This is a genomic window from Arthrobacter sp. Leaf69 (genome assembly GCF_001422645.1).
Taxonomy (GTDB): domain Bacteria; phylum Actinomycetota; class Actinomycetes; order Actinomycetales; family Micrococcaceae; genus Arthrobacter.
The window spans coordinates 185,614-203,090 of record NZ_LMLR01000015.1; the positions used below are offsets into that span (position 1 = coordinate 185,614).

17 protein-coding genes are annotated in these 17,477 nt (G+C 68.8%); 7 read left to right on the forward strand and 10 right to left on the reverse strand.

Features of this window, described 5'->3' with window-relative positions:
• Window positions 1-831 carry a metal-dependent hydrolase gene (locus tag ASE96_RS17125; protein WP_056433211.1) on the forward strand — a complete coding sequence of 277 codons (831 nt, stop codon included), beginning with the start codon at window positions 1-3 and terminating at the stop codon, window positions 829-831.
• 88 nt (window positions 832-919) lie between these two features.
• Here ASE96_RS17125 and ASE96_RS17130 read toward each other — a convergent pair whose 3' ends face one another.
• The 6 genes from ASE96_RS17130 to nirB form a co-directional block, all read right to left on the reverse strand.
• The gene (locus tag ASE96_RS17130; RefSeq protein ID WP_056433212.1) at window positions 920-1,150 is read right to left on the reverse strand and encodes a hypothetical protein; all 231 of its coding nucleotides are present in this window, start codon (window positions 1,148-1,150) and stop codon (window positions 920-922) included.
• Between the two features lie 63 nt (window positions 1,151-1,213).
• Complete coding sequence (gene deoC, locus ASE96_RS17135; RefSeq protein WP_056433213.1) at window positions 1,214-1,933, reverse strand: deoxyribose-phosphate aldolase; 720 nt, start codon at window positions 1,931-1,933, stop codon at window positions 1,214-1,216.
• An 88-nt stretch (window positions 1,934-2,021) separates the two neighbouring features.
• Complete coding sequence (locus tag ASE96_RS17140) at window positions 2,022-2,891, reverse strand: FAD-dependent oxidoreductase (RefSeq protein WP_056433214.1); 870 nt, start codon at window positions 2,889-2,891, stop codon at window positions 2,022-2,024.
• A 149-nt stretch (window positions 2,892-3,040) separates the two neighbouring features.
• The gene (locus ASE96_RS17145) at window positions 3,041-4,189 is read right to left on the reverse strand and encodes a uroporphyrinogen-III synthase (protein WP_156367653.1); all 1,149 of its coding nucleotides are present in this window, start codon (window positions 4,187-4,189) and stop codon (window positions 3,041-3,043) included.
• A 35-nt stretch (window positions 4,190-4,224) separates the two neighbouring features.
• Window positions 4,225-5,259: a uroporphyrinogen-III C-methyltransferase gene (cobA, locus tag ASE96_RS17150; RefSeq protein WP_056433217.1), complete on the reverse strand. Its 1,035-nt coding sequence runs from the start codon at window positions 5,257-5,259 to the stop codon at window positions 4,225-4,227.
• 2 nt (window positions 5,260-5,261) lie between these two features.
• Complete coding sequence (gene nirB, locus ASE96_RS17155; protein ID WP_056433220.1) at window positions 5,262-7,946, reverse strand: nitrite reductase large subunit NirB; 2,685 nt, start codon at window positions 7,944-7,946, stop codon at window positions 5,262-5,264.
• A 269-nt stretch (window positions 7,947-8,215) separates the two neighbouring features.
• Here nirB and nirD point away from each other — a divergent pair, with 269 nt between their 5' ends.
• On the forward strand, window positions 8,216-8,593 hold the full coding sequence (gene nirD, locus ASE96_RS17160) for a nitrite reductase small subunit NirD (protein WP_056433222.1): 378 nt from the start codon (window positions 8,216-8,218) through the stop codon (window positions 8,591-8,593).
• A 16-nt stretch (window positions 8,594-8,609) separates the two neighbouring features.
• Here nirD and ASE96_RS17165 read toward each other — a convergent pair whose 3' ends face one another.
• Window positions 8,610-10,367 carry a phospho-sugar mutase gene (locus tag ASE96_RS17165; RefSeq protein WP_056433225.1) on the reverse strand — a complete coding sequence of 586 codons (1,758 nt, stop codon included), beginning with the start codon at window positions 10,365-10,367 and terminating at the stop codon, window positions 8,610-8,612.
• Window positions 10,368-10,498: 131 nt separating this feature from the next.
• On the opposite strand from ASE96_RS17165, the gene ASE96_RS17170 reads away from it, so the two are divergent.
• Window positions 10,499-10,981: an RrF2 family transcriptional regulator gene (locus ASE96_RS17170; protein WP_056433228.1), complete on the forward strand. Its 483-nt coding sequence runs from the start codon at window positions 10,499-10,501 to the stop codon at window positions 10,979-10,981.
• Between the two features lie 58 nt (window positions 10,982-11,039).
• Here the strand turns inward: ASE96_RS17170 and ASE96_RS17175 are convergent, their stop codons facing one another.
• Window positions 11,040-11,858 (reverse strand): purine-nucleoside phosphorylase, encoded by an 819-nt coding sequence (locus tag ASE96_RS17175; protein ID WP_056433231.1) that lies wholly within the window; start codon window positions 11,856-11,858, stop codon window positions 11,040-11,042.
• 142 nt (window positions 11,859-12,000) lie between these two features.
• Here ASE96_RS17175 and ASE96_RS17180 point away from each other — a divergent pair, with 142 nt between their 5' ends.
• From ASE96_RS17180 to ASE96_RS17190, 3 genes are all read left to right on the forward strand, one after another.
• Window positions 12,001-13,416: an NAD(P)H-quinone dehydrogenase gene (locus tag ASE96_RS17180; protein ID WP_056433232.1), complete on the forward strand. Its 1,416-nt coding sequence runs from the start codon at window positions 12,001-12,003 to the stop codon at window positions 13,414-13,416.
• A gap of 19 nt (window positions 13,417-13,435) precedes the next feature.
• Complete coding sequence (locus ASE96_RS17185) at window positions 13,436-14,143, forward strand: hypothetical protein (RefSeq protein ID WP_056433237.1); 708 nt, start codon at window positions 13,436-13,438, stop codon at window positions 14,141-14,143.
• An 82-nt stretch (window positions 14,144-14,225) separates the two neighbouring features.
• On the forward strand, window positions 14,226-14,771 hold the full coding sequence (locus ASE96_RS17190; RefSeq protein ID WP_056433238.1) for a flavodoxin domain-containing protein: 546 nt from the start codon (window positions 14,226-14,228) through the stop codon (window positions 14,769-14,771).
• 34 nt (window positions 14,772-14,805) lie between these two features.
• Here ASE96_RS17190 and ASE96_RS17195 read toward each other — a convergent pair whose 3' ends face one another.
• Both ASE96_RS17195 and ASE96_RS17200 read right to left on the reverse strand, forming a co-directional pair.
• A complete protein-coding gene (locus ASE96_RS17195; RefSeq protein ID WP_056433288.1) occupies window positions 14,806-15,510 on the reverse strand; it encodes a hypothetical protein in 705 nt (234 codons plus the stop codon).
• A 66-nt stretch (window positions 15,511-15,576) separates the two neighbouring features.
• The gene (locus ASE96_RS17200) at window positions 15,577-16,209 is read right to left on the reverse strand and encodes a hypothetical protein (RefSeq protein WP_056433239.1); all 633 of its coding nucleotides are present in this window, start codon (window positions 16,207-16,209) and stop codon (window positions 15,577-15,579) included.
• Window positions 16,210-16,392: 183 nt separating this feature from the next.
• Between ASE96_RS17200 and ASE96_RS17205 the strand changes: the two genes are divergently transcribed.
• A complete protein-coding gene (locus ASE96_RS17205; RefSeq protein WP_442853910.1) occupies window positions 16,393-17,466 on the forward strand; it encodes a DNA polymerase IV in 1,074 nt (357 codons plus the stop codon).
• The last annotated feature ends 11 nt before the right edge of the window (window positions 17,467-17,477 follow it).

Genomic DNA, 17,477 nt, shown 5'->3' on the forward strand with positions numbered 1-17,477 from the left:
ATGGGAGGACACCACGCCGCGTCGGGAGCCGCGGCGTGGGTGGCTATCGCCTCGGCGGGGCCGTACGCACTGGGCTGGTATCCGCTGGACGCGACCGGGATAGTGATCGGCGGGATGGCGACGGCGGGAACGGCCCTGGTCTGCGACTGGGACCACCGCTCCAGCACGGTGGCGCATTCGCTGCCGCCGCTGTCGAACGTGATCGCCGTCGGGATCGAAAACGTCTCCGGCGGGCACCGGCAGGGCACGCATTCCCTGCTGGGTGCGGCGTTCTTTGTGCTGCTGGCGGCGCTGGCCGGGCAGTTCCAGCTGCAGACGGACTGGGGGCTGCTGTCGGTGGGCGCCGGGCTGCTGTGCATGTTCATGATCAACATCGCCGCGAAGGCCCTCAAGCTGTTCCCCAAGTACGGCTGGATCAGCAACTGGGTTTTTGCCCTCACCATGGCCGGGCTGGTGACCTGGTTCGCGCCGCACCAATGGACCTGGCTGCCGGTCTCGATGCTGACCGGGGTCCTGGTCCACATCGTCGGGGACATGATCACCACCGGTGGAGTGCCGCTGCTTTGGCCCATCGTGATCAAGCCGCCGAAGCTGTTGCGGAAACTGCCGCTGCTCAGGAACGTCTGGAGGGCCAACGGGGCGTTTTCCATCCCGCTGCTGGGGCGTGCCGGCTCGCGGCGGGAATGGTTCGTGCTGATCCCCGTCAGCGCCTACGCCATGATCGGCATGTTCGGCGCGGCGCTGGCGCTGGCCAAGGTGCACTGGCCGGCCGCCGTCGCCATGGGCACCGGCTTGATCAACGGCCTGTTCGGTCTGCTCGCCGCCGCGTAGCCCGCCGCAGTGCGGCCCACACTGCACTCGCTTAAATGACTGAAGCCCCGGAAGATCCGGGGCTTCAGTTATCTAAGGTTTCCGGTGCTTAGAATTCGCCCGCGGAGTCCGAGCGGCCGGTGATGGTCTGCGGAATCCAGAAGGCCAAGGCGAACAGGACCAGGCAGACGGCCATCGGCCACGGGTTGCCCAGCGTCAGGAAGCTCAGCGAGTACAGGGAAGCGCCGAAGAGGACCATCATGAGGACGAACAGCATGATGCTGGAGCCGAGGCTGTTCTCGTTCTGCGGCGTCGTGGCGGTGGTGGTCTTGCTGGACATTCGTTCCTCCTCGGCCCCGTGGGGCTCAAAACTGTGGCAGCTCCGGTTGTTATCGGATAGCAGTCAGTACGCGGACGAACCCTGTTCACCCTTGACAATCGCGATGCCGGAGCTGGCGCCAATACGTGTTGCACCTGCAGCAATCATAGCCTGTGCGTCGGCGAGCGAACGCACCCCGCCGGAGGCCTTGACGCCCAGGTCCGGGCCCACGGTGCGGCGCATCAGCGCGACGTCGTCGGCGGTGGCTCCGCCGCCGTTGAAACCGGTGGAGGTCTTGACGAAATCGGCGCCAGCCTCCACCGCGGCTTCGCAGGCCAGCACTTTCTGGGCGTCATCCAGCAGCGCCGTTTCGATGATGACCTTCAGGATGGCGCCGCCTTCGTGCACGGCGTCGGCGACGGCGGTGATGTCGTCCACCAGGGCGCCCTTGTCGTTGGCCCGGGCCGCGGCAATGTTGATCACCATGTCAACCTCCTCGGCCCCGTCCAGCACGGCGCCGCGGGCCTCAAAAGCCTTGACGTCACTCGGGGTGGCGCCCAGCGGGAAACCCACGACGGAGCAGGTCAGCACGCCTGAGCCCTTCAGGGCCTTCTTGACCGTCTTGACCCAGACCGGGTTCACGCACACCGACTTGAACCGGTACTCGGCGGCCTCGGCGCACACCTTGAGGACCTCGGCCTCGCTGGCCTCAGGCTTGAGCAGGGTGTGGTCGATGTAGGAGGCGATAGTGCTGGTGGTTGCGGAGGTGGTCTCTCCGGCAGTCGCGGCGGCTTCGTTGCTCATGGTGGTCCCTTCGTGGCTTCTCAGGTTGTCTATCTTGCCACAACGGGGCCTGCCGCAACGGGCACCCGCAGAGGGCAGCCGCCGGGGCTCAGGCGGCTTCCGCGAGGGGCTCCGCCAGGCCGGCCTGGAGCAGCTGGGAGGCGCAGACGGACGCTGCGGACGAGGCGGCCACCAGCAGTCCCAGGCGCACGCCGTCGAACACGGCGGCATCCCCGATGGCCCAGATCCCCGGGACGGACGTGCGGAAGTCGCGGCCGATCACGATCCCGCCCTGGCGGGCGGTTTTCAGCCCGGCGCTGACCGCGAGGGCGTCCCGGGCAATCGGCTCCTCGGCCAGCACCACAAGGTCTCCGGCCATGCTGGAGCCGTCCTCGAACACCACCCCCGCAGCCGCGAGAGTGGAGCCCGCGAGGGTGGGAACGACGGCGGCCGGCCGCTGGGTGGTGCGGATGGGGCGGACACCGCGGGCCCGCAGCACGGCCTCGGCCTGGCCGGCCGCCGTCCCGGTGCCCACCAGGATGCCCAGCGGGCGCCGGCCAAGGTCCCGCGTGACATCCTTGACCGCCTCGCCCAGCAGGGCGGCGTCGTCGATGGTGGCGTAGTTCAGGCACCGGCCTTCCCCTGCCAGCGGCGCGCCGGCGGGTGAGGACCCCGTCGCGATGACCAGCTGGTCGTAGCTGAACTCCAGGCCGTCCGCCGTCGTGACGTAGCGGCTGTCCGGATCGATGTAGCTGGCCGGCTGGCCGAAGCGGACGGAGACCTGCGGGAGTGCGGCGATCTCCAGGAGCTCGTCGGGCGCGTCATCCCGGTTGCTGAGCACCGTGATGCCGCCTGCGAAAGGGGTCCGTGTGAGCTGGCGGACGAGGGCCTGCGCGGCCGGGCCGGCCCCGGCGATGACAATCCGGGGCCGGGCTGCGGAGTCGGCGGAGCCGGCTGAAACGGTGGAGGTGGCGGACATGGTGAGGCCCTTTCGCTGGTGGCCCGTGGTGTGGCCTGACTGCTTGATGGTCCCCAGCGTAGGCGGGTGATCTTTCCGGCGTGTTTCCCCCGTGTTGCAGGATTTTCGCGGTCCGTTCGCCAATGTTTACCGGCCAGTAATGGCGTGGGTCACACCCGGATCCGGTAGCCGCGCTTCACCACGGTTTCCACGAGCCGGCCATCCGGCAGGGCCGAACGCAGCCGGCTGACCGTCATGTCCAGGGCATGGACGGAACCGCGGAGTTCCAGCAGCTCGGACAGCGACTCACGGGACAGCACGGCGCCGCCCGCTCCAAGCAGCGCGCGCAGCAGCAGCAGCGGGGCGGGAGCCAGTTCCACGGCGTCGCCGTCGATCCGCAGTGAACGGCCACGGAGTTCCACGCGGCCCGAGGCGGTATCCAGGCGGCGGACATGGTTCAGGGCCAGGTGCTCCACGACCAGCCGGATCAGGGCGCCCATCCGGAACCGGTCCGGGACCAGCGGCTGCAGGCCGGCGTCGATGAGCGGCTGCGCCGTGATGGGGCCGACGACGGCGGTGGCGACGTTGGTCTTCAGGCTGTCCACGAGCTGTTTGTACAGTCCCATCTCGTGCGCGGTGCTCCACATGGCGTCCACCGCGGGGGCGCTGGTGAAGGTCAGCACGTCCAGGTTCCCGCTGCAGGCGGCCTCGATCAGCCGCGGCAGCCGGTCCGCGCCGTCGGGCTTGACCCAGCGGTACGGCGTCACGGTCAGGACCGTTGCCCCGGACATCCGGAGGCGTTCGAGCTGCCGGACGTCTGTGTAGCCGTGCAGCTGCACGGCGACGGTCTTGCCGCGCACGCCCTCGGCGAGGAGCATGTCCACGAGCGTGGCGGTGGTTTCGTCGCTGCTGATCCCGACATCGGCCAGTCCGGCCGCGCGGACGGCGCCGCGGGCTTTGGGCCCGCGGACGAACATCCGGGTGGCGCCGAGGGTTTCGAGCAGCTGCTCGCCGATCCCGAAGGTGTCTGCGGCCTCGCACCAGCGCCGCATCCCGTAGGCGGTGGTGGCGATGCACAGCTCCGGGCGTGCAGCGATGATGGCGCGCGTGTCCTCGATCAGGCTCAGGTCCTCCTGGACCGGGGCGATCTTCAGCGCCGGGGCGTGCAGCACCTCGGCGCCGCGCCGTTCCAAGGCCTCGATCAGGTCCTGCGACCTGCGGTGCGAGGTCACTCCGATCCGGAAGCCCTCCAGCGGCAGCTCCGCGGCCTCCGGTGTGGGCTCGGCTGCCGTTTCGCGTGCTGTTTCGGTGCCGGGCAGCGCCGGTGTGATGGCGTTGAGCGCGCTCAAGGCCCTCACGCCCCCATCAGGGAAGCAGCCAGGCGGTCAAGTTCGGCTTCCGCCTCCGCGCAGCCCCGGTTGGCCTCGGCCACCCGGACGACGTCGCCGATCACCAGCACGGCCGGGTTGGAGCAATCCGCGGCCGCCGTCGTGATGGTGCCCAGCTCGGCGATGGTGGTCCGCTGGCCGGGGCGGTAGCCGCGCTCGACGACGGCCATCGGCATGTCGTCACGCATCCCGGCCCGGCGCAGGCCGGCGGCGAGCTGGCGCAGGGTGCCGATGCCCATCAGCACCACGATCGTCCCGCCCAGCCCCGCGAGGTGGGTGTGTTCCTTCTCGGTCAGCGGGGCGTGGCCGGAGACCACGGTGAACATGTGGCTGACCTCGCGGTGCGTGACCGGGATCCCGGCCGCGGCCGGGACGGAGATGGCGCTGGTGACACCGGAGATCACCCGGACGGGAACTCCGGCCTTCACGCAGGCAGCCACTTCCTCGCCGCCGCGGCCGAACACGTACGGGTCGCCGCCCTTGAGCCGGACCACGTTCTTGCCGGCCAGGGCGGCTTCCACCATGAGGTCCTCGATGCCGGACTGGCTGACCGGGTGGTGGCCGGGGCGCTTGCCCACATCCACCAGCTCGGCCGTGCTCAGCCCGGGCAGTTCCTGATACGGCGCCAGCCGGTCGTAGAAGACCACGTCGGCGTCCCGCAGCGCTTTGACGGCCGCGACGGTCAGCAGCTCGGAGGTGCCCGGCCCGCCGCCGACCAGGGTGACATGGCCGGCGGGCCCGGCGGCGGGTTCTACGGCGACCGGGAGGCCGGTTTCACGGCAGCGCTCCAGCAGGGCGTCCCAGCCGGGCTGGCCGTCGTCGACGGCGGCGACCAGGAAGGGGCGCTCCGGCAGCGGGCCGTCGTGCCCGGCGCCGCCCGGGCTGCTCAGCCGGGAGACCACGGCGCCGGCGGCCCGGTAGCGGCGGACCGCCTGGCGTGAGGCGGCGTCCGAGCCGGTGACGAGGACTTCGCGTCCGGTGAGATCGATGCTGAGCTGCATGGCTATACCTCGTTCTTGTCGAGCAGTTCCGGGGTGGCGGCACGGACCGGAATCGAAGAGCCGATCAGCACGGGTTGCTGAAGGGCCAGCGCCTTTTCTTCGGCCGTGGCCGGTCGCATCTGGCCGCGTTCGTCGGAGACGAACGTGATGGAATCGTCCTTCTGGTCCGGGGCGTTCACGAAGGAGCGGAAGCGGCGCAGGCGCTCGGGATCCTTGAGGGTATCGGCCCATTCGTCGACGTAGGTGTCCACATGCTTGGCCATGGCTGCCTCGAGGTCAGCGGCGATGCCCAGGGTGTCGTGCACCACCACGTCCTCGACGTGTTTGATGCCGCCGTCGAGCTCCTCCTGCCAGCGTGCGGTGCGCTGCAGGCGGTCGGCGGTGCGGATGTAGTACATGAAGTAGCGGTCGATGTACCTGATCAGGGTTTCATCGTCGAGGTCCTTGGCCAGCAGCTGGGCGTGGGCCGGGGTGGCGCCGCCGTTGCCGCCGACGTAGAGGTTCCAGCCGTCCGCGGTGGCGATGACGCCCACATCCTTGCCCCGGGCCTCCGCGCATTCGCGGGCGCAGCCGGAGACGCCCATCTTCAGTTTGTGCGGGCTGCGGAGGCCGCGGTAGCGCAGTTCAAGCTGGATGGCCATGGCCACCGAGTCCTGGACTCCGAAGCGGCACCACGTGGAGCCGACGCAGGACTTCACGGTGCGCAGGCTCTTGCCGTAGGCCTGGCCGGATTCGAAGCCGGCCTCCACCAGCAGCTTCCAGATTTCCGGCAGCTGCTCCAGCCGGGCGCCGAACATGTCGATCCGCTGGCCGCCGGTGATTTTGGTGTAGAGGCCGTACTGCTCGGCGACGGCGGCGATCACTCCGAGCTTCTTCGGCGTGATCTCGCCGCCGGCGATGCGCGGCACCACCGAGTAGGTACCGTCCTTCTGCATGTTGGCCAGGGCACGGTCGTTGGTGTCCTGCAGGGTGCCGCGGCCCGCGTCCAGGACGTAGGCGCTGTTCTGGCTGGCCAGAATGTTCGCGATGGTCGGCTTGCAGATGTCGCAGCCGGACCCGGTACCGTATTTGGCCATGATCTCCTCGAAGGAGGTCAGCTCCAGGACCCGGATGGCGTCGAAGAGTTCCTGGCGGGACAGTTCGATGTGCTCGCAGAGGGCCTTGGAGACTTCGACGCCGGACTTGGTCAGTTCGCCTTCCAGCAGCTTCTTGAGCATAGGCACGCAGGAACCGCAGCTGGTTCCGGCGCGTGTGCAGCCCTTGAGTTCGCCGAGCTCCCGGACCGGTGCGTTGCCCTCGCAGGCGCCGCAGCCGTTGACGGCGTCGCGGATGCTGCCGGCGGCCACGTTGTTGCAGGAGCAGAGGATGGCGTCGTCCGGGAGTTCGGTCTCCGGGGCGTCGCCGCCTCCGGCCGCGGTGAGGTACGCGCCGGGTTCGGCAGCGAGTTCGCGTCCCAGCATGGGGCGCAGGGACGTGTACGGGGCCGCGTCGCCTACGAAGATGCCGCCCAGCAGCGTCTTGGCGTCGTCCGTGGTGACGATCTTCTGGTACACGCCGCGGGCGGGGTCGGCGTAGACGATTTCCAGCGCGTGCTCGGTCCGGGCGAAGGCGTCGCCGAAGCTGGCGACGTCGACGCCGGAGAGCTTGAGCTTGGTGGCGGTGTCGAAGCCGGGGAAGGTCGCGTCGCCGCCGTGCAGCCGGTCCGCGACAATTTCCGCCATCGTGTTGGCGGGTGCCACGAGGCCCAGGCACATCCCGCCGAAGTTGGCGACCTCGCCGATGGCCCAGATGCCGGGGACCTGTGTTTCGCAGCCGTCGGAGATGATAACGCCGCCGCGCGGGCCGAGGTCAAACAGCGGTGTTGTGTCGTTGGCGGTGCGGAACAACTCGTCGCGGGGTTTGACGCCGATCGCGACGATCACCAGGTCGGCGTCGATGATGCGGCCGTCGGCCATGAGCACGCCGGTGACCTGGCCGTCGTCGTCGGAGAGGACCTCGGAGGGGAACACTCCGCCGTGGACGGTGAATCCCTTGGCCTCGATCAGGCGGCCCAGGGCCTGGCCGGCGCCCTCATCCAGCTGGGTGTTCATAAGCCAGGGGGAGCCGTTGATGACAATCGGGGTGGCGCCGAGCTGCTCGGTGCCGGCCGCCGATTCAAGGCCCAGCAGCCCGCCGCCGATGGTGACGGCGTTGACCTTGCGGCCCAGCTTCGCCGTCAGTTCCGCGATGGCCTTGTTGATCGCCCGGACGTCTTCCAGCGTGCGGTAGACGTGGGTAAGTTCGGAGCCCGGGATCGGCAGGCGGGCGGCGTCGGAGCCGGTGGCGACCACCAGTTCGTCATACGGGTACACGGTGCCGGCTGCCGTGGTCACGGTCCTGCCGGCGGTGTCGATGCCTGTGACGCGCTCGCCGGTCTGCAGTGAGAGTGACTCGTGGTCCCACATCGAGGCGGCGCCCAGGGTGAGGTCGACGTCGGCGTCGGTGAGGGCTTTGCTCAACGCGACCCGGTCGTAGGGGAGGTGTGCTTCCTCGGTGAGGACGGTGACGTGCCAGCCGTCGAGGCCCCGGGCGTGCATGGCGTCGGCGAAACGGTGGGCGGCAGGGCCGCCGCCGGCAACCACGACGCGGCGCGGTGCTGGGGTGCGCTCTGCGCCCTGGTTCTGGGGGCTTGAAGTCTGTCCGGTCACTGTGGGCCTTTCGCATGGGCCGCAGTCGGTGCTCTGCAGCCTTCTCAATCGAGGTGTCCACCCAGACTAGGCAAGCGCAGTTTCGCTTCAGTTTCCCTTATGTTTCGTGATCTTAACTTCTGCATCACGGACGCGTTTCGGGCGGCGTGAGGTGTCTTTTACCCGCCGGACACATTCACCGCATGCCGTTGAAACACCCCGGACCTAGCTTGGGTATGTGGCCGCAGGAGCGCCTGAGCCCGTTAGAGATGTATCAGAAAGGGGCCGAAATGACTGCCGTACTTGAGAGCGCAGCACGGAGCTTTGTTGAACACCCCAGCCATGGGACCGGCTGGCACCGTGTGTGCGCCGTGGAGGATCTGGAACCGGCCTGGGGTGAGGCCGCGCTGATTGCCGGCCGCCAGGTGGCGTTGTTCCGCACGGTGTCCGGTGAGGTCTACGCCGTCACCCAGGAGGATCCGGCCACCGGGGCGTACGTCATGGCCCGCGGGATTACCGGATCCCGCGGCTCCCGCCCGACGCTCGCTTCACCGCTGCACAAGGAGGTCTATGACCTTGGGACAGGAGAGTGCCTGGGCACCCCGGAACTCCGGCTCCAAACCTTCGGTACCCGGATTGTGGGCGGGTACATTGAGGTCGAGCTCTAGGAGTTGACCCCGGGTGTTAGAGCCCCAGCGCCTCACGGACGTCCGCCAGGACGGCGTCCAGCGCGGTGCGGGCCTCGTGCCGCGCCTCGGGCAGTTCGGCGGCCGAGCCGACATTGCGGATGACCTCCAGGTAGCACTTGAGCTTGGGCTCGGTTCCGCTGGGGCGGATGATGATGCGGCTGCCGTCCCTCGTGAGGTACAGCAGGCCGTCCGTGGGCGGGAGATGGGCGCTGCCCACGGCGAGGTCCGTGGCGGTCTCGACGGCGGAGCCGCCGAAGGATTCCGGCGGGCTGACGCGCAGCCGGTTCATCATGGCGTCCAGCAGGCCCAGGTCCGCGACCCGGATGCTGAGCTGGTCGCTGGCATGCAGTCCGTGTACCAGGTACAGCTCGTCGAGGGTGTCGAAGATCGTCTTGCCCCCGGCTTTGGCCGCTGCCGCGAATTCAGCGATCAGCACGGCGGCGGAGATCCCGTCCTTGTCCCGGACCAGGGAAGGGGCCACACAGTAACCGAGCGCCTCCTCGTAGCCGTAGAGCAGCCCGGGAACACGGGCAATCCACTTGAAGCCGGTGAGGGTTTCCTCATGGGCGTAGCCCGCGGCAGCCGCGATCCGCGCGAGCAATCGCGAGGACACGATCGAATTCGCGAACACCCCCGTGGCGGTTTCTCCGGCGGTGCCGGTGCCGCCGCCGGCTGCCAGCCGCGCCACGATGTGCGCACCCAGCAGGACGCCCACCTCATCGCCGCGCAGCATGCGCCAGGCGCCGGTGTCCGGATCCTTCGCGGCCACCGCCGCGCGGTCGGCGTCGGGGTCGTTGGCGATCACGATGTCAGCGTCCACGCCGACGGCGGTTTCGAGGGCCAGGTCCAGGGCGCCGGGCTCTTCCGGGTTCGGGAAGGCCACCGTGGGGAAGTCGGGGTCCGGTTCAGCCTGCTCGCTCACCAATGTGACATCGGCAAAGCCGGCGGCGTTGAGCACCGCCACCGCGGTCTCGCCCCCCACGCCATGCATGGGGGTCAGGACGATCCTGAGGTCGCGGGCCGGGAAGTGCTCCGGGACGGCCAGCGCCGCGACGGCTGCCTCGTAGTCGGCCGCGATGGACGGATCCAGGGTGGTCCACCCCTCCGTGGCCAGGGCGACGCCGGACAGCTCACCAACGGCGTCGATCTTGGCGGCGATCAGGGCGTCGTACGGCGCCACGATTTGCGCGCCGCGTCCGCTCTCCTCGACGGCGTGCCGGCCCAGGTAGACCTTGTACCCGTTGTCCTGGGGAGGGTTGTGGCTGGCGGTGACCATCACGCCGCCGTCGCATTCCAGCGCCCGCACGGCATAGGCGAGCAGCGGGGTGGGCAAGGCGGACGGCATCAGGAACGTCTCGACGCCGGCGGCGGTGAGGATGGCCGCGGTTTCTTGCGCAAAGATGTCCGAGTTGTACCGGGCGTCGAAGCCGACGACGGCGCGCGGCCGGGTACCGGGGGCGGCCTGCGCGACGGCGTCGGTCAGGAAGGCGGTGAACCCGGCGGCGGCGCGGCGCACCACCACGCGGTTCATCCGGTTGGGACCCGGGCCGAGGGCCGCCCGCAGGCCCGCGGTGCCGAACTGCAGGGTCCCGCTGAAGCTGTCGGCGAGCTCCTGACGCGCTGCGGCGGTGCCGCCGTCGGCGAGCCGGACCAGTTCGGTCAGGCTGGCGGCGGTGGCGGGATCCGGGTCCTGGGCCGCCCAGGTGCGGGCGTCGCTCAGCAGGCGGGTCAGTTCGGCATCAGAAGACGTCATAGGAACCAAACTAGCGCCAATCGGCGCGGATGCCTTCCTCGACAAGCGAGAGTGCGCCTTACAGATCGATCACGGCCGTCCTGGCCGCCTGCCCTTGACAGCGAATTTTCCGGACACGTAACGTCTGGAATATGAAGATGGGCCGTGGAGTGGAATGGGCGGTGCACAGCTGCGTCAATATGGCGTGGACACCGGCCGGCGAGGCAGTCAACAGCGCCCGGCTGGCGGAGTACTACAAGCTCCCGGGCCCCTACCTCAACAAGCAGCTCCAGGCGCTGGTCCGTGCCGGGATCCTCAGCTCCGTCTCCGGCCCGCGCGGCGGCTTCCACCTGGCGCGCAGGCCGGAAAACGTCACCGTCCTGGACATAGTGCTGGCCCTGGAGGGGCCCGATCCGGTGTTCCGTTGCGATGGCATCCTGGCCAACGTCCCGGACGCCGACACGGAGCAGAACTTCGTCCGGACCTGCCTGATCTCCCAGGCCATGCGCCAGGCCGAACTCGCCTGGCGGCAGGCACTGGCCCGGCAGACCATCGCCGGGATCGCCGACTCGATGGAACGGCGCTTCCCGCAGGACAAGGAAAAGGCCGTGCGCTACCTCGTGCCCGGGAGTTGAGCCGGGAGGAGCTGAGCCGGGAGCCGGGCCCTCAGGGCACGGCCCTTCGAGCGGGACCTCAGAGCTTCGCGATGATCTCCGCGAGCAGCCGGGAGATGCGCGGGCCTGCGGCCTGGCCGGCTTCGAGGACTTCCTCGTGGCTCAGCGGCACGGGGCTGATGCCGGCGGCGAGGTTGGTCACCAGCGAGATGCCGAAGACCTCCATGCCCGCGTGGCGGCCGGCGATGGCCTCGAGCGCGGTGGACATGCCCACCAGGTCCGCGCCGATCCGCTTGGCGTACTGCACCTCGGCAGGGGTTTCGTAGTGCGGGCCGGTGAACTGGGCGTAGACGCCCTCGTCCAGCGAGGGGTCGACTTCGCGGGCCAGGCCGCGGATCCGGGAGGAGTACAGGTCGGTGAGGTCCACGAACGTGGCGCCTTCGAGCGGTGAGGTTGCGGTGAGGTTGATGTGGTCGCTGATCAGCACGGGCGTGCCGGGCGTCCAGTCCTCGTTGAGGCCCCCGCACCCGTTGGTCAGGACGAGGGTCTTGCAGCCGGCCGCCGCGGCCGTGCGGACGCCGTGGACGACGGAGCGGACTCCCTTGCCCTCGTAGTAGTGGGTGCGCGCGCCAAGGACCAGGGCGCGTTTGCCTTCTTTGGTCAGCACGGAGCGGATGGTGCCGACGTGGCCCACCACCGAGGGGGAGGAGAAGCCGGGGACTTCATCCGCGGAAAGGGTGGCGGTGGTCTCGCCGATCAGTTCGGCGGCGTCGCCCCAGCCCGAGCCGAGCACCAGGGCGACGTCGTGCGCGTCCACGCCCGTCTCTTCGGCAATATAGTCGGCGGCGGCGCGGGCGGCGTCGAAGGGGTCTGTGTTCAGGAATTCTGTTGTACTCACCGGTACAAGTTATCGTGCCCGCGGCATGCTGCCCAGCACCCTGCCCGGCCCCGCTCCCGGCGCCCTCCAACCGCGGTGCCCGGTGCCGGGCTGTCCCCGGATTCTTGGTGGTGCCGGTCCGGATGGTGGACAATGGCTGATTGTGACTACGCATCCCGATTTCAGCTCGCCCCGCATCGCTATCCTCGGCGGAGGGCCCGGCGGCTACGAAGCCGCCATGGTCGCCGCCTCACTCGGCGCGAAGGTCACCATCATTGAACGCGCGGGCCTCGGCGGCTCTGCGGTGCTGACCGACGTTGTGCCGTCCAAAACGCTGATTGCGACGGCGGACCTGATGACCCGCGTCGGCGAGGCCGGCGAGCTCGGCGTCAAGTTCGACCTCGACGGCGGCGACTGCACCCCGACGATGCGCGCGGACCTCAAGCACATCAACGACCGGCTGCTGCGGCTGGCCCGTCAGCAGTCCAACGACATCCAGAAGGGCCTGGAGAACCAGGACGTCCGGATCATGATCGGCTCCGGCAGGATGCTGGACAACCACACCATCGAGGTTCTCACCGTCGACGGCACCGAGGTCATCGAGGCAGACGCGATCCTGCTGGCCGTCGGCGCCCACCCGCGTGAACTCCCCACCGCCCGCCCGGATGGCGTGCGGATCCTGAACTGGGCGCAGATCTACAACCTGGACGAACTCCCCGAGGACCTGATTGTGGTCGGCTCCGGCGTGACCGGCGCCGAGTTCGCCTCGGCCTACAACGGCCTCGGTTCCAAGGTCACCCTGATTTCCAGCCGCGACCGCGTGCTGCCCGGTTCCGACACCGACGCCGCCGAGGTCCTGGAGGGCGTCTTCGAGCGCCGCGGCGTCAAGGTCCTTTCCCGGGCCCGGGCCGAGACCGTGGAGCGCACCGACGACGGCGTCATCGTCACCCTCGGCGACGGCTCCCAGGTCACCGGCAGCCACTGCCTGGTCGCCGTCGGGTCCATCCCCAACACCGCCGGGATCGGCCTCGAGGAGGCCGGCGTGGCGCTCACCGAGAGCGGGCACATCAAGGTCGACGGCGTCTCCCGCACCACGGCGCCGAACATCTACGCCGCCGGCGACTGCACCGGCGTGCTGGCGCTGGCCTCCGTGGCCGCCATGCAGGGCCGGATCGCGATCGCCCACTTCCTGGGCGACAGTGTCACCCCGCTGAAGCTGCACCAGGTCGCGTCCAACATCTTCACCTCGCCCGAGATCGCGAACGTGGGCGTCTCCGAGGCGGAGATCGAGTCCGGAAAGTACCAGGCCGACGTCGTGAAGCTCTCGCTGCGCAGCAACGCCCGCGCCAAAATGCGCAACCACCGCGACGGCTTCATCAAGATCTTCGCCCGCAAGGGCTCCGGCACCGTGATCGGCGGCGTTGTGGTGGGTCCGAACGCGTCCGAGCTGATCTTCGCGATCTCCCTCGCGGTCACCCAGAAACTGCACGTCGACGACGTCGCCAGCACCTTTACGGTGTACCCCTCGCTGAGCGGCTCCATCTCCGAAGCTGCACGGCGCCTGCACGTCCATATGTAGCACTACGGAGGCCACCGCCATGCAGAGTCCGCGCACCCTGGCTGAGTCTGTGGAACGCAACCTCGCGCTGCCCTCCGGCCCGGAAGAACGGTTCGCCGGCTACGGCGTTATGGGCGTTCCGTTCAGCTCCGGCTACATCCTCGCCCTGCGGCATTTTCCCGCCTCGTCCGTCGGCCCGGGCTACACCTCGGTCTGGATCCGCGAACCGTCGGGCGCCTGGACGATGCACAGCACCACCGGTCCCGGGTCCTCCTGTCCCCGCTACTTCGGCAACGCCCTCGGATCAGTGTCCACGCGCGGAATCTCCATCCGGTGGCGTGACGACTACTCGTTCAGCGTGGACGTCGGAGACGGGCTGGACTTGAGCTGGGACGTCACGCTGGCCGCAACGCCGATCACCCGGATAATGTCGGCGGTGGCCACGTCGGTGCCGGAGCGGCTGTGGCGCAACAGGATGTTCCTGCGCGCCATGGGGGCTGCGGCAGGACCGGTGCTGGGGGCCGGGCATATCGGACTGACGGGAAGGGTGCCAAACGGCCAGACCTTTGGTGCGCGCCCGCGGCAGATGTGGTTTGTCCGCGGGAGCACAGCGCACTTGCAGGGGCGCAACCTGGGACAGGCCTCGGCGCTGCCCGTTCAGGACAGGCTCGGAGACTTCTGGATCCCGCAGCGCGGCATCTTCATGATCGGCTCGTCAGTGTTCGAGCCCTTCGACCCCGCAGCGTAGGTCTCACCGTCGGGCGGAGTCCGCTTGGGCGCGGGGACGTTCGGCCCTAGCCCTTCTGTGGCCGGCACGGACACCATGGACCATGGCCAACATCTATATCCCGTACGGGACCGTCGAGGGACAGACTGCCCAGATCGCGGAGTACATTGCCGAACTGATCCGGGCCCACGGCCACCTCGCCGACGCGGTGGATCTCAAGCGCTCCGGGGACGCCCTCCCGGACGGCTACGACGGCGTTATCGTCGCGGCGTCCGTGCACATGGGCAAGCACGAAGGCCATGTCACGGACTTTGTGAAGAAGAACCGCGGAGAGCTTGAGCGGCTCCAGTCAGCCCTGGTGTCGGTCAGCCTGGCGGCCCACGGAGACGAGCAAAACGCCGAGGGCTACGTGGAGAAGTTCGAGGAGGAGACGGGATGGCGGCCCGCCCACGTCGGGTTGTTCGCCGGCGCCCTGCTCTACACCCACTACGGCTTTATCAAGAAGCACGTCATGAAGAAGATCGCCAGCGACAAGGGGTCCCTGGACACGGACACCTCCCGTGACTACGTCTACACCGAATGGGACGGCGTCCAGCGTTTCACCGAGGACTTCCTGGCGCGCCTGGCGGCCCCGTCCGGTCAGGCTTGAAGCGTCCGGTCAGGCTTGAGGCGTCGGATCGGGCCTAGGGCGTCGGCTCAGACCAGGCGTACGGCGGGACCGTATCCCCGGCGCTGACGGGCTCGAACCAGTGCTCGACGCCCAGCATGTCGGCGTCGTCCTCGAGGACGTCGAGGTTGTCCGAGTACAGTGCCTGGCTGTCCGCGTCCTCCAGCAGGACTTCCTCAACCTGTTCCCGCCAGTCATCCGGGAGATCGAGTTCGTAGATGTCCTCAGTGATCTCCGCCTGATCGAGCAGGCAGCGGACGGCGAGTTCACCGGCGAGGCAACCTGGGGCAGTCCAGCCCCGGACCAGGGCCGCCGTGACGTCAGCGGCGACGACGATGAACTTCTGGGTGAATTTTGCGTCGTAACTGGCGGCGAACTGCGGCGGCAGCGAGGACAGCACCGAGGTGCCGGCAACGTCGGACGGGGTGACCTCCTCGAGGTCGCTCAGCGTTCCCAGATCGCGGAAGAGCTGGTCGATGAGGATGCTCGACGAGTTCCACAGGAGCCCGGCCAGCAGCCGGGTCTGGCTCACGGACTTTTGGCGGTCTTCCGGCGACACGGCGGCCATCTCGTCCAGGTCCTCCGGCTCGAACTGGAGCCGCTGCTCCGGAGTCATGTCATCCGGGTGCGGGTCGAGTCCCAGCAATTCCAGGCTCAGCCCGGTCAGCTTCGGGGCGTCAGCCAACAGCTCTTCGGTGATGTCGTCGTCGTCGGCGCTCATGGCCCCGATGCTACCCGCCATGCGTGCGAGGCCCGATTCCTGTGACGCGCAGATGTCCGGCCGTTCCTAGGCAGCGGCCGCCCGCTGATTCCCCGGCGACGTGCTGCCGCTCGCCATCCGGGCGGAGACAAGATAGCTGATCCCGGCGATCAGCGGAACCACGCTTGCCGCGGCGAGCGATGAAATCCCGCCCGACCTTCCGATAATCGTGATGAGCAGCGGCAACACACCCAGGGCCACGAGCAGCCAGCCGGCCAGGGCTGCGCGCCGCAGCCCGAGCACAGCGGCCGGGAACGCCAGGGCGACGACGCTGACGGCGATGACGGGACCGTTCTCGCTGATGAACTCGCGCAGGGCCGCGGGATCGAAGGCCAGCCACACGCAGGCAGCGATGAACGCCGAAGCGAGGGCGAGCAGCAGGGGAGCGGTGGGCGCCGGCCAGAACCAGGCCGCGACGGCGAGGACAAGCATCGGCACAACCCACGCGAGAGTCATGAGCAGCCCGGCATTTCCGCCCGGATCCTGCAGGGCGTAGCCGGCAATGAAGATGGCCGCAAGAACCGTGAACACGGCCATTACGGCCGCACCGGTTCGTTGCAGCGCCACGGCCCGCTGCTGGGGATCCTTCTCGCGCGTCATAAACATAACGACTGCGACCACAGCGATCGCGCCGACAGCCAGAATGACCGGGACGTTCATGGGATACCTCCTGCGGATGAACGGAATCTAGACTCAGTAGACGCCGGTGGAGAGGGACTGGCAAGGGGAGAATGGCCCATTTGACCACCGAGGGAAGCCCCCTGAAGTTCCGGGACGCCTCACCGCGGCCAAGCTTGGTGGGGAGCCGATGCTTGCCGGGGATGTTTAGGGCAGACTGGTGCCGTGAGCGGAATCCGGTGGGTGCTGCACGTCGATCTCGACCAGTTCATCGCGGCGGTCGAAGTGCTCCGGCGCCCGGAGCTTGCGGGCAAACCGATCATCGTCGGCGGTCGGGGCGACCCCACGGAACGAGCTGTGGTGTCGACCGCATCCTACGAAGCCAGGGCATTCGGCGTGGGTTCCGGTATGCCCTTGCGCATTGCGGCCCGGAAGGTGCCCGACGCCGTGATCCTGCCCGTCGACCACGAGGCTTACCTCGCGGCGTCCGAGACGGTGATGGCTACCCTGCGCGCGCAGCCCGGCGCCACCGTGCAGGTGCTGGGTTGGGATGAAGCCTTTGTAGGCATTGAAACAGAAGATCCGGAAGCCTACGCCCGGCAGGTGCAGGCCGCTGTCCTGGAGCGAACGCAGCTGCATTGCAGCGTGGGCATCGGCGACACCCTGGTCCGGGCCAAGGTGGCCACCGGTTTCGGCAAGCCGGCCGGCGTCTTCCGGCTCACCTCCGGGAACTGGCTCGACGTCATGGGCAGTCTGCCCACCAAGGATCTGTGGGGCGTCGGAACCAAGGTGTCGGGCCGGCTGGCCAAACTCGGCATCAACACCGTCGCCGAGCTCGCCGCGGCCGACCCCCAGGACCTGGTCCCGGAGTTCGGCCCCAGGATGGGTCCTTGGTACGCGGAGCTCGGACGCGGTGACGGCTCCAGCGTTGTGGACGACACCCCGTGGGTTGCCCGCGGGCACAGCCGGGAGACCACCTTCCAGCGCGACCTGACCGAGCCCGCCCAGGTGGACGACGCCGTGAGGGAGCTGACCGCGCGTGTCCTTGAGGATGTTGTGGCCGAAGGCCGGCCCGTGGTCGGGCTGACCCTCAAGGTGCGGTACGCGCCGTTCTTCACCAAAACCCACGCGAGGAAGATTCCCGAGACCTTCGACCGGAACGAAATCCTCGCGCGGGCCCTGGACCTCGCCGCCGGAATCGAAGCGGGCCGTCCGATCCGGCTCCTGGGCCTGCGGGCCGAAATGGCCATGCCCGACGACGCCCGCAAGGGGCATACGCCGACCCGCGGTGGGTGGTGACGGCGTCGGCA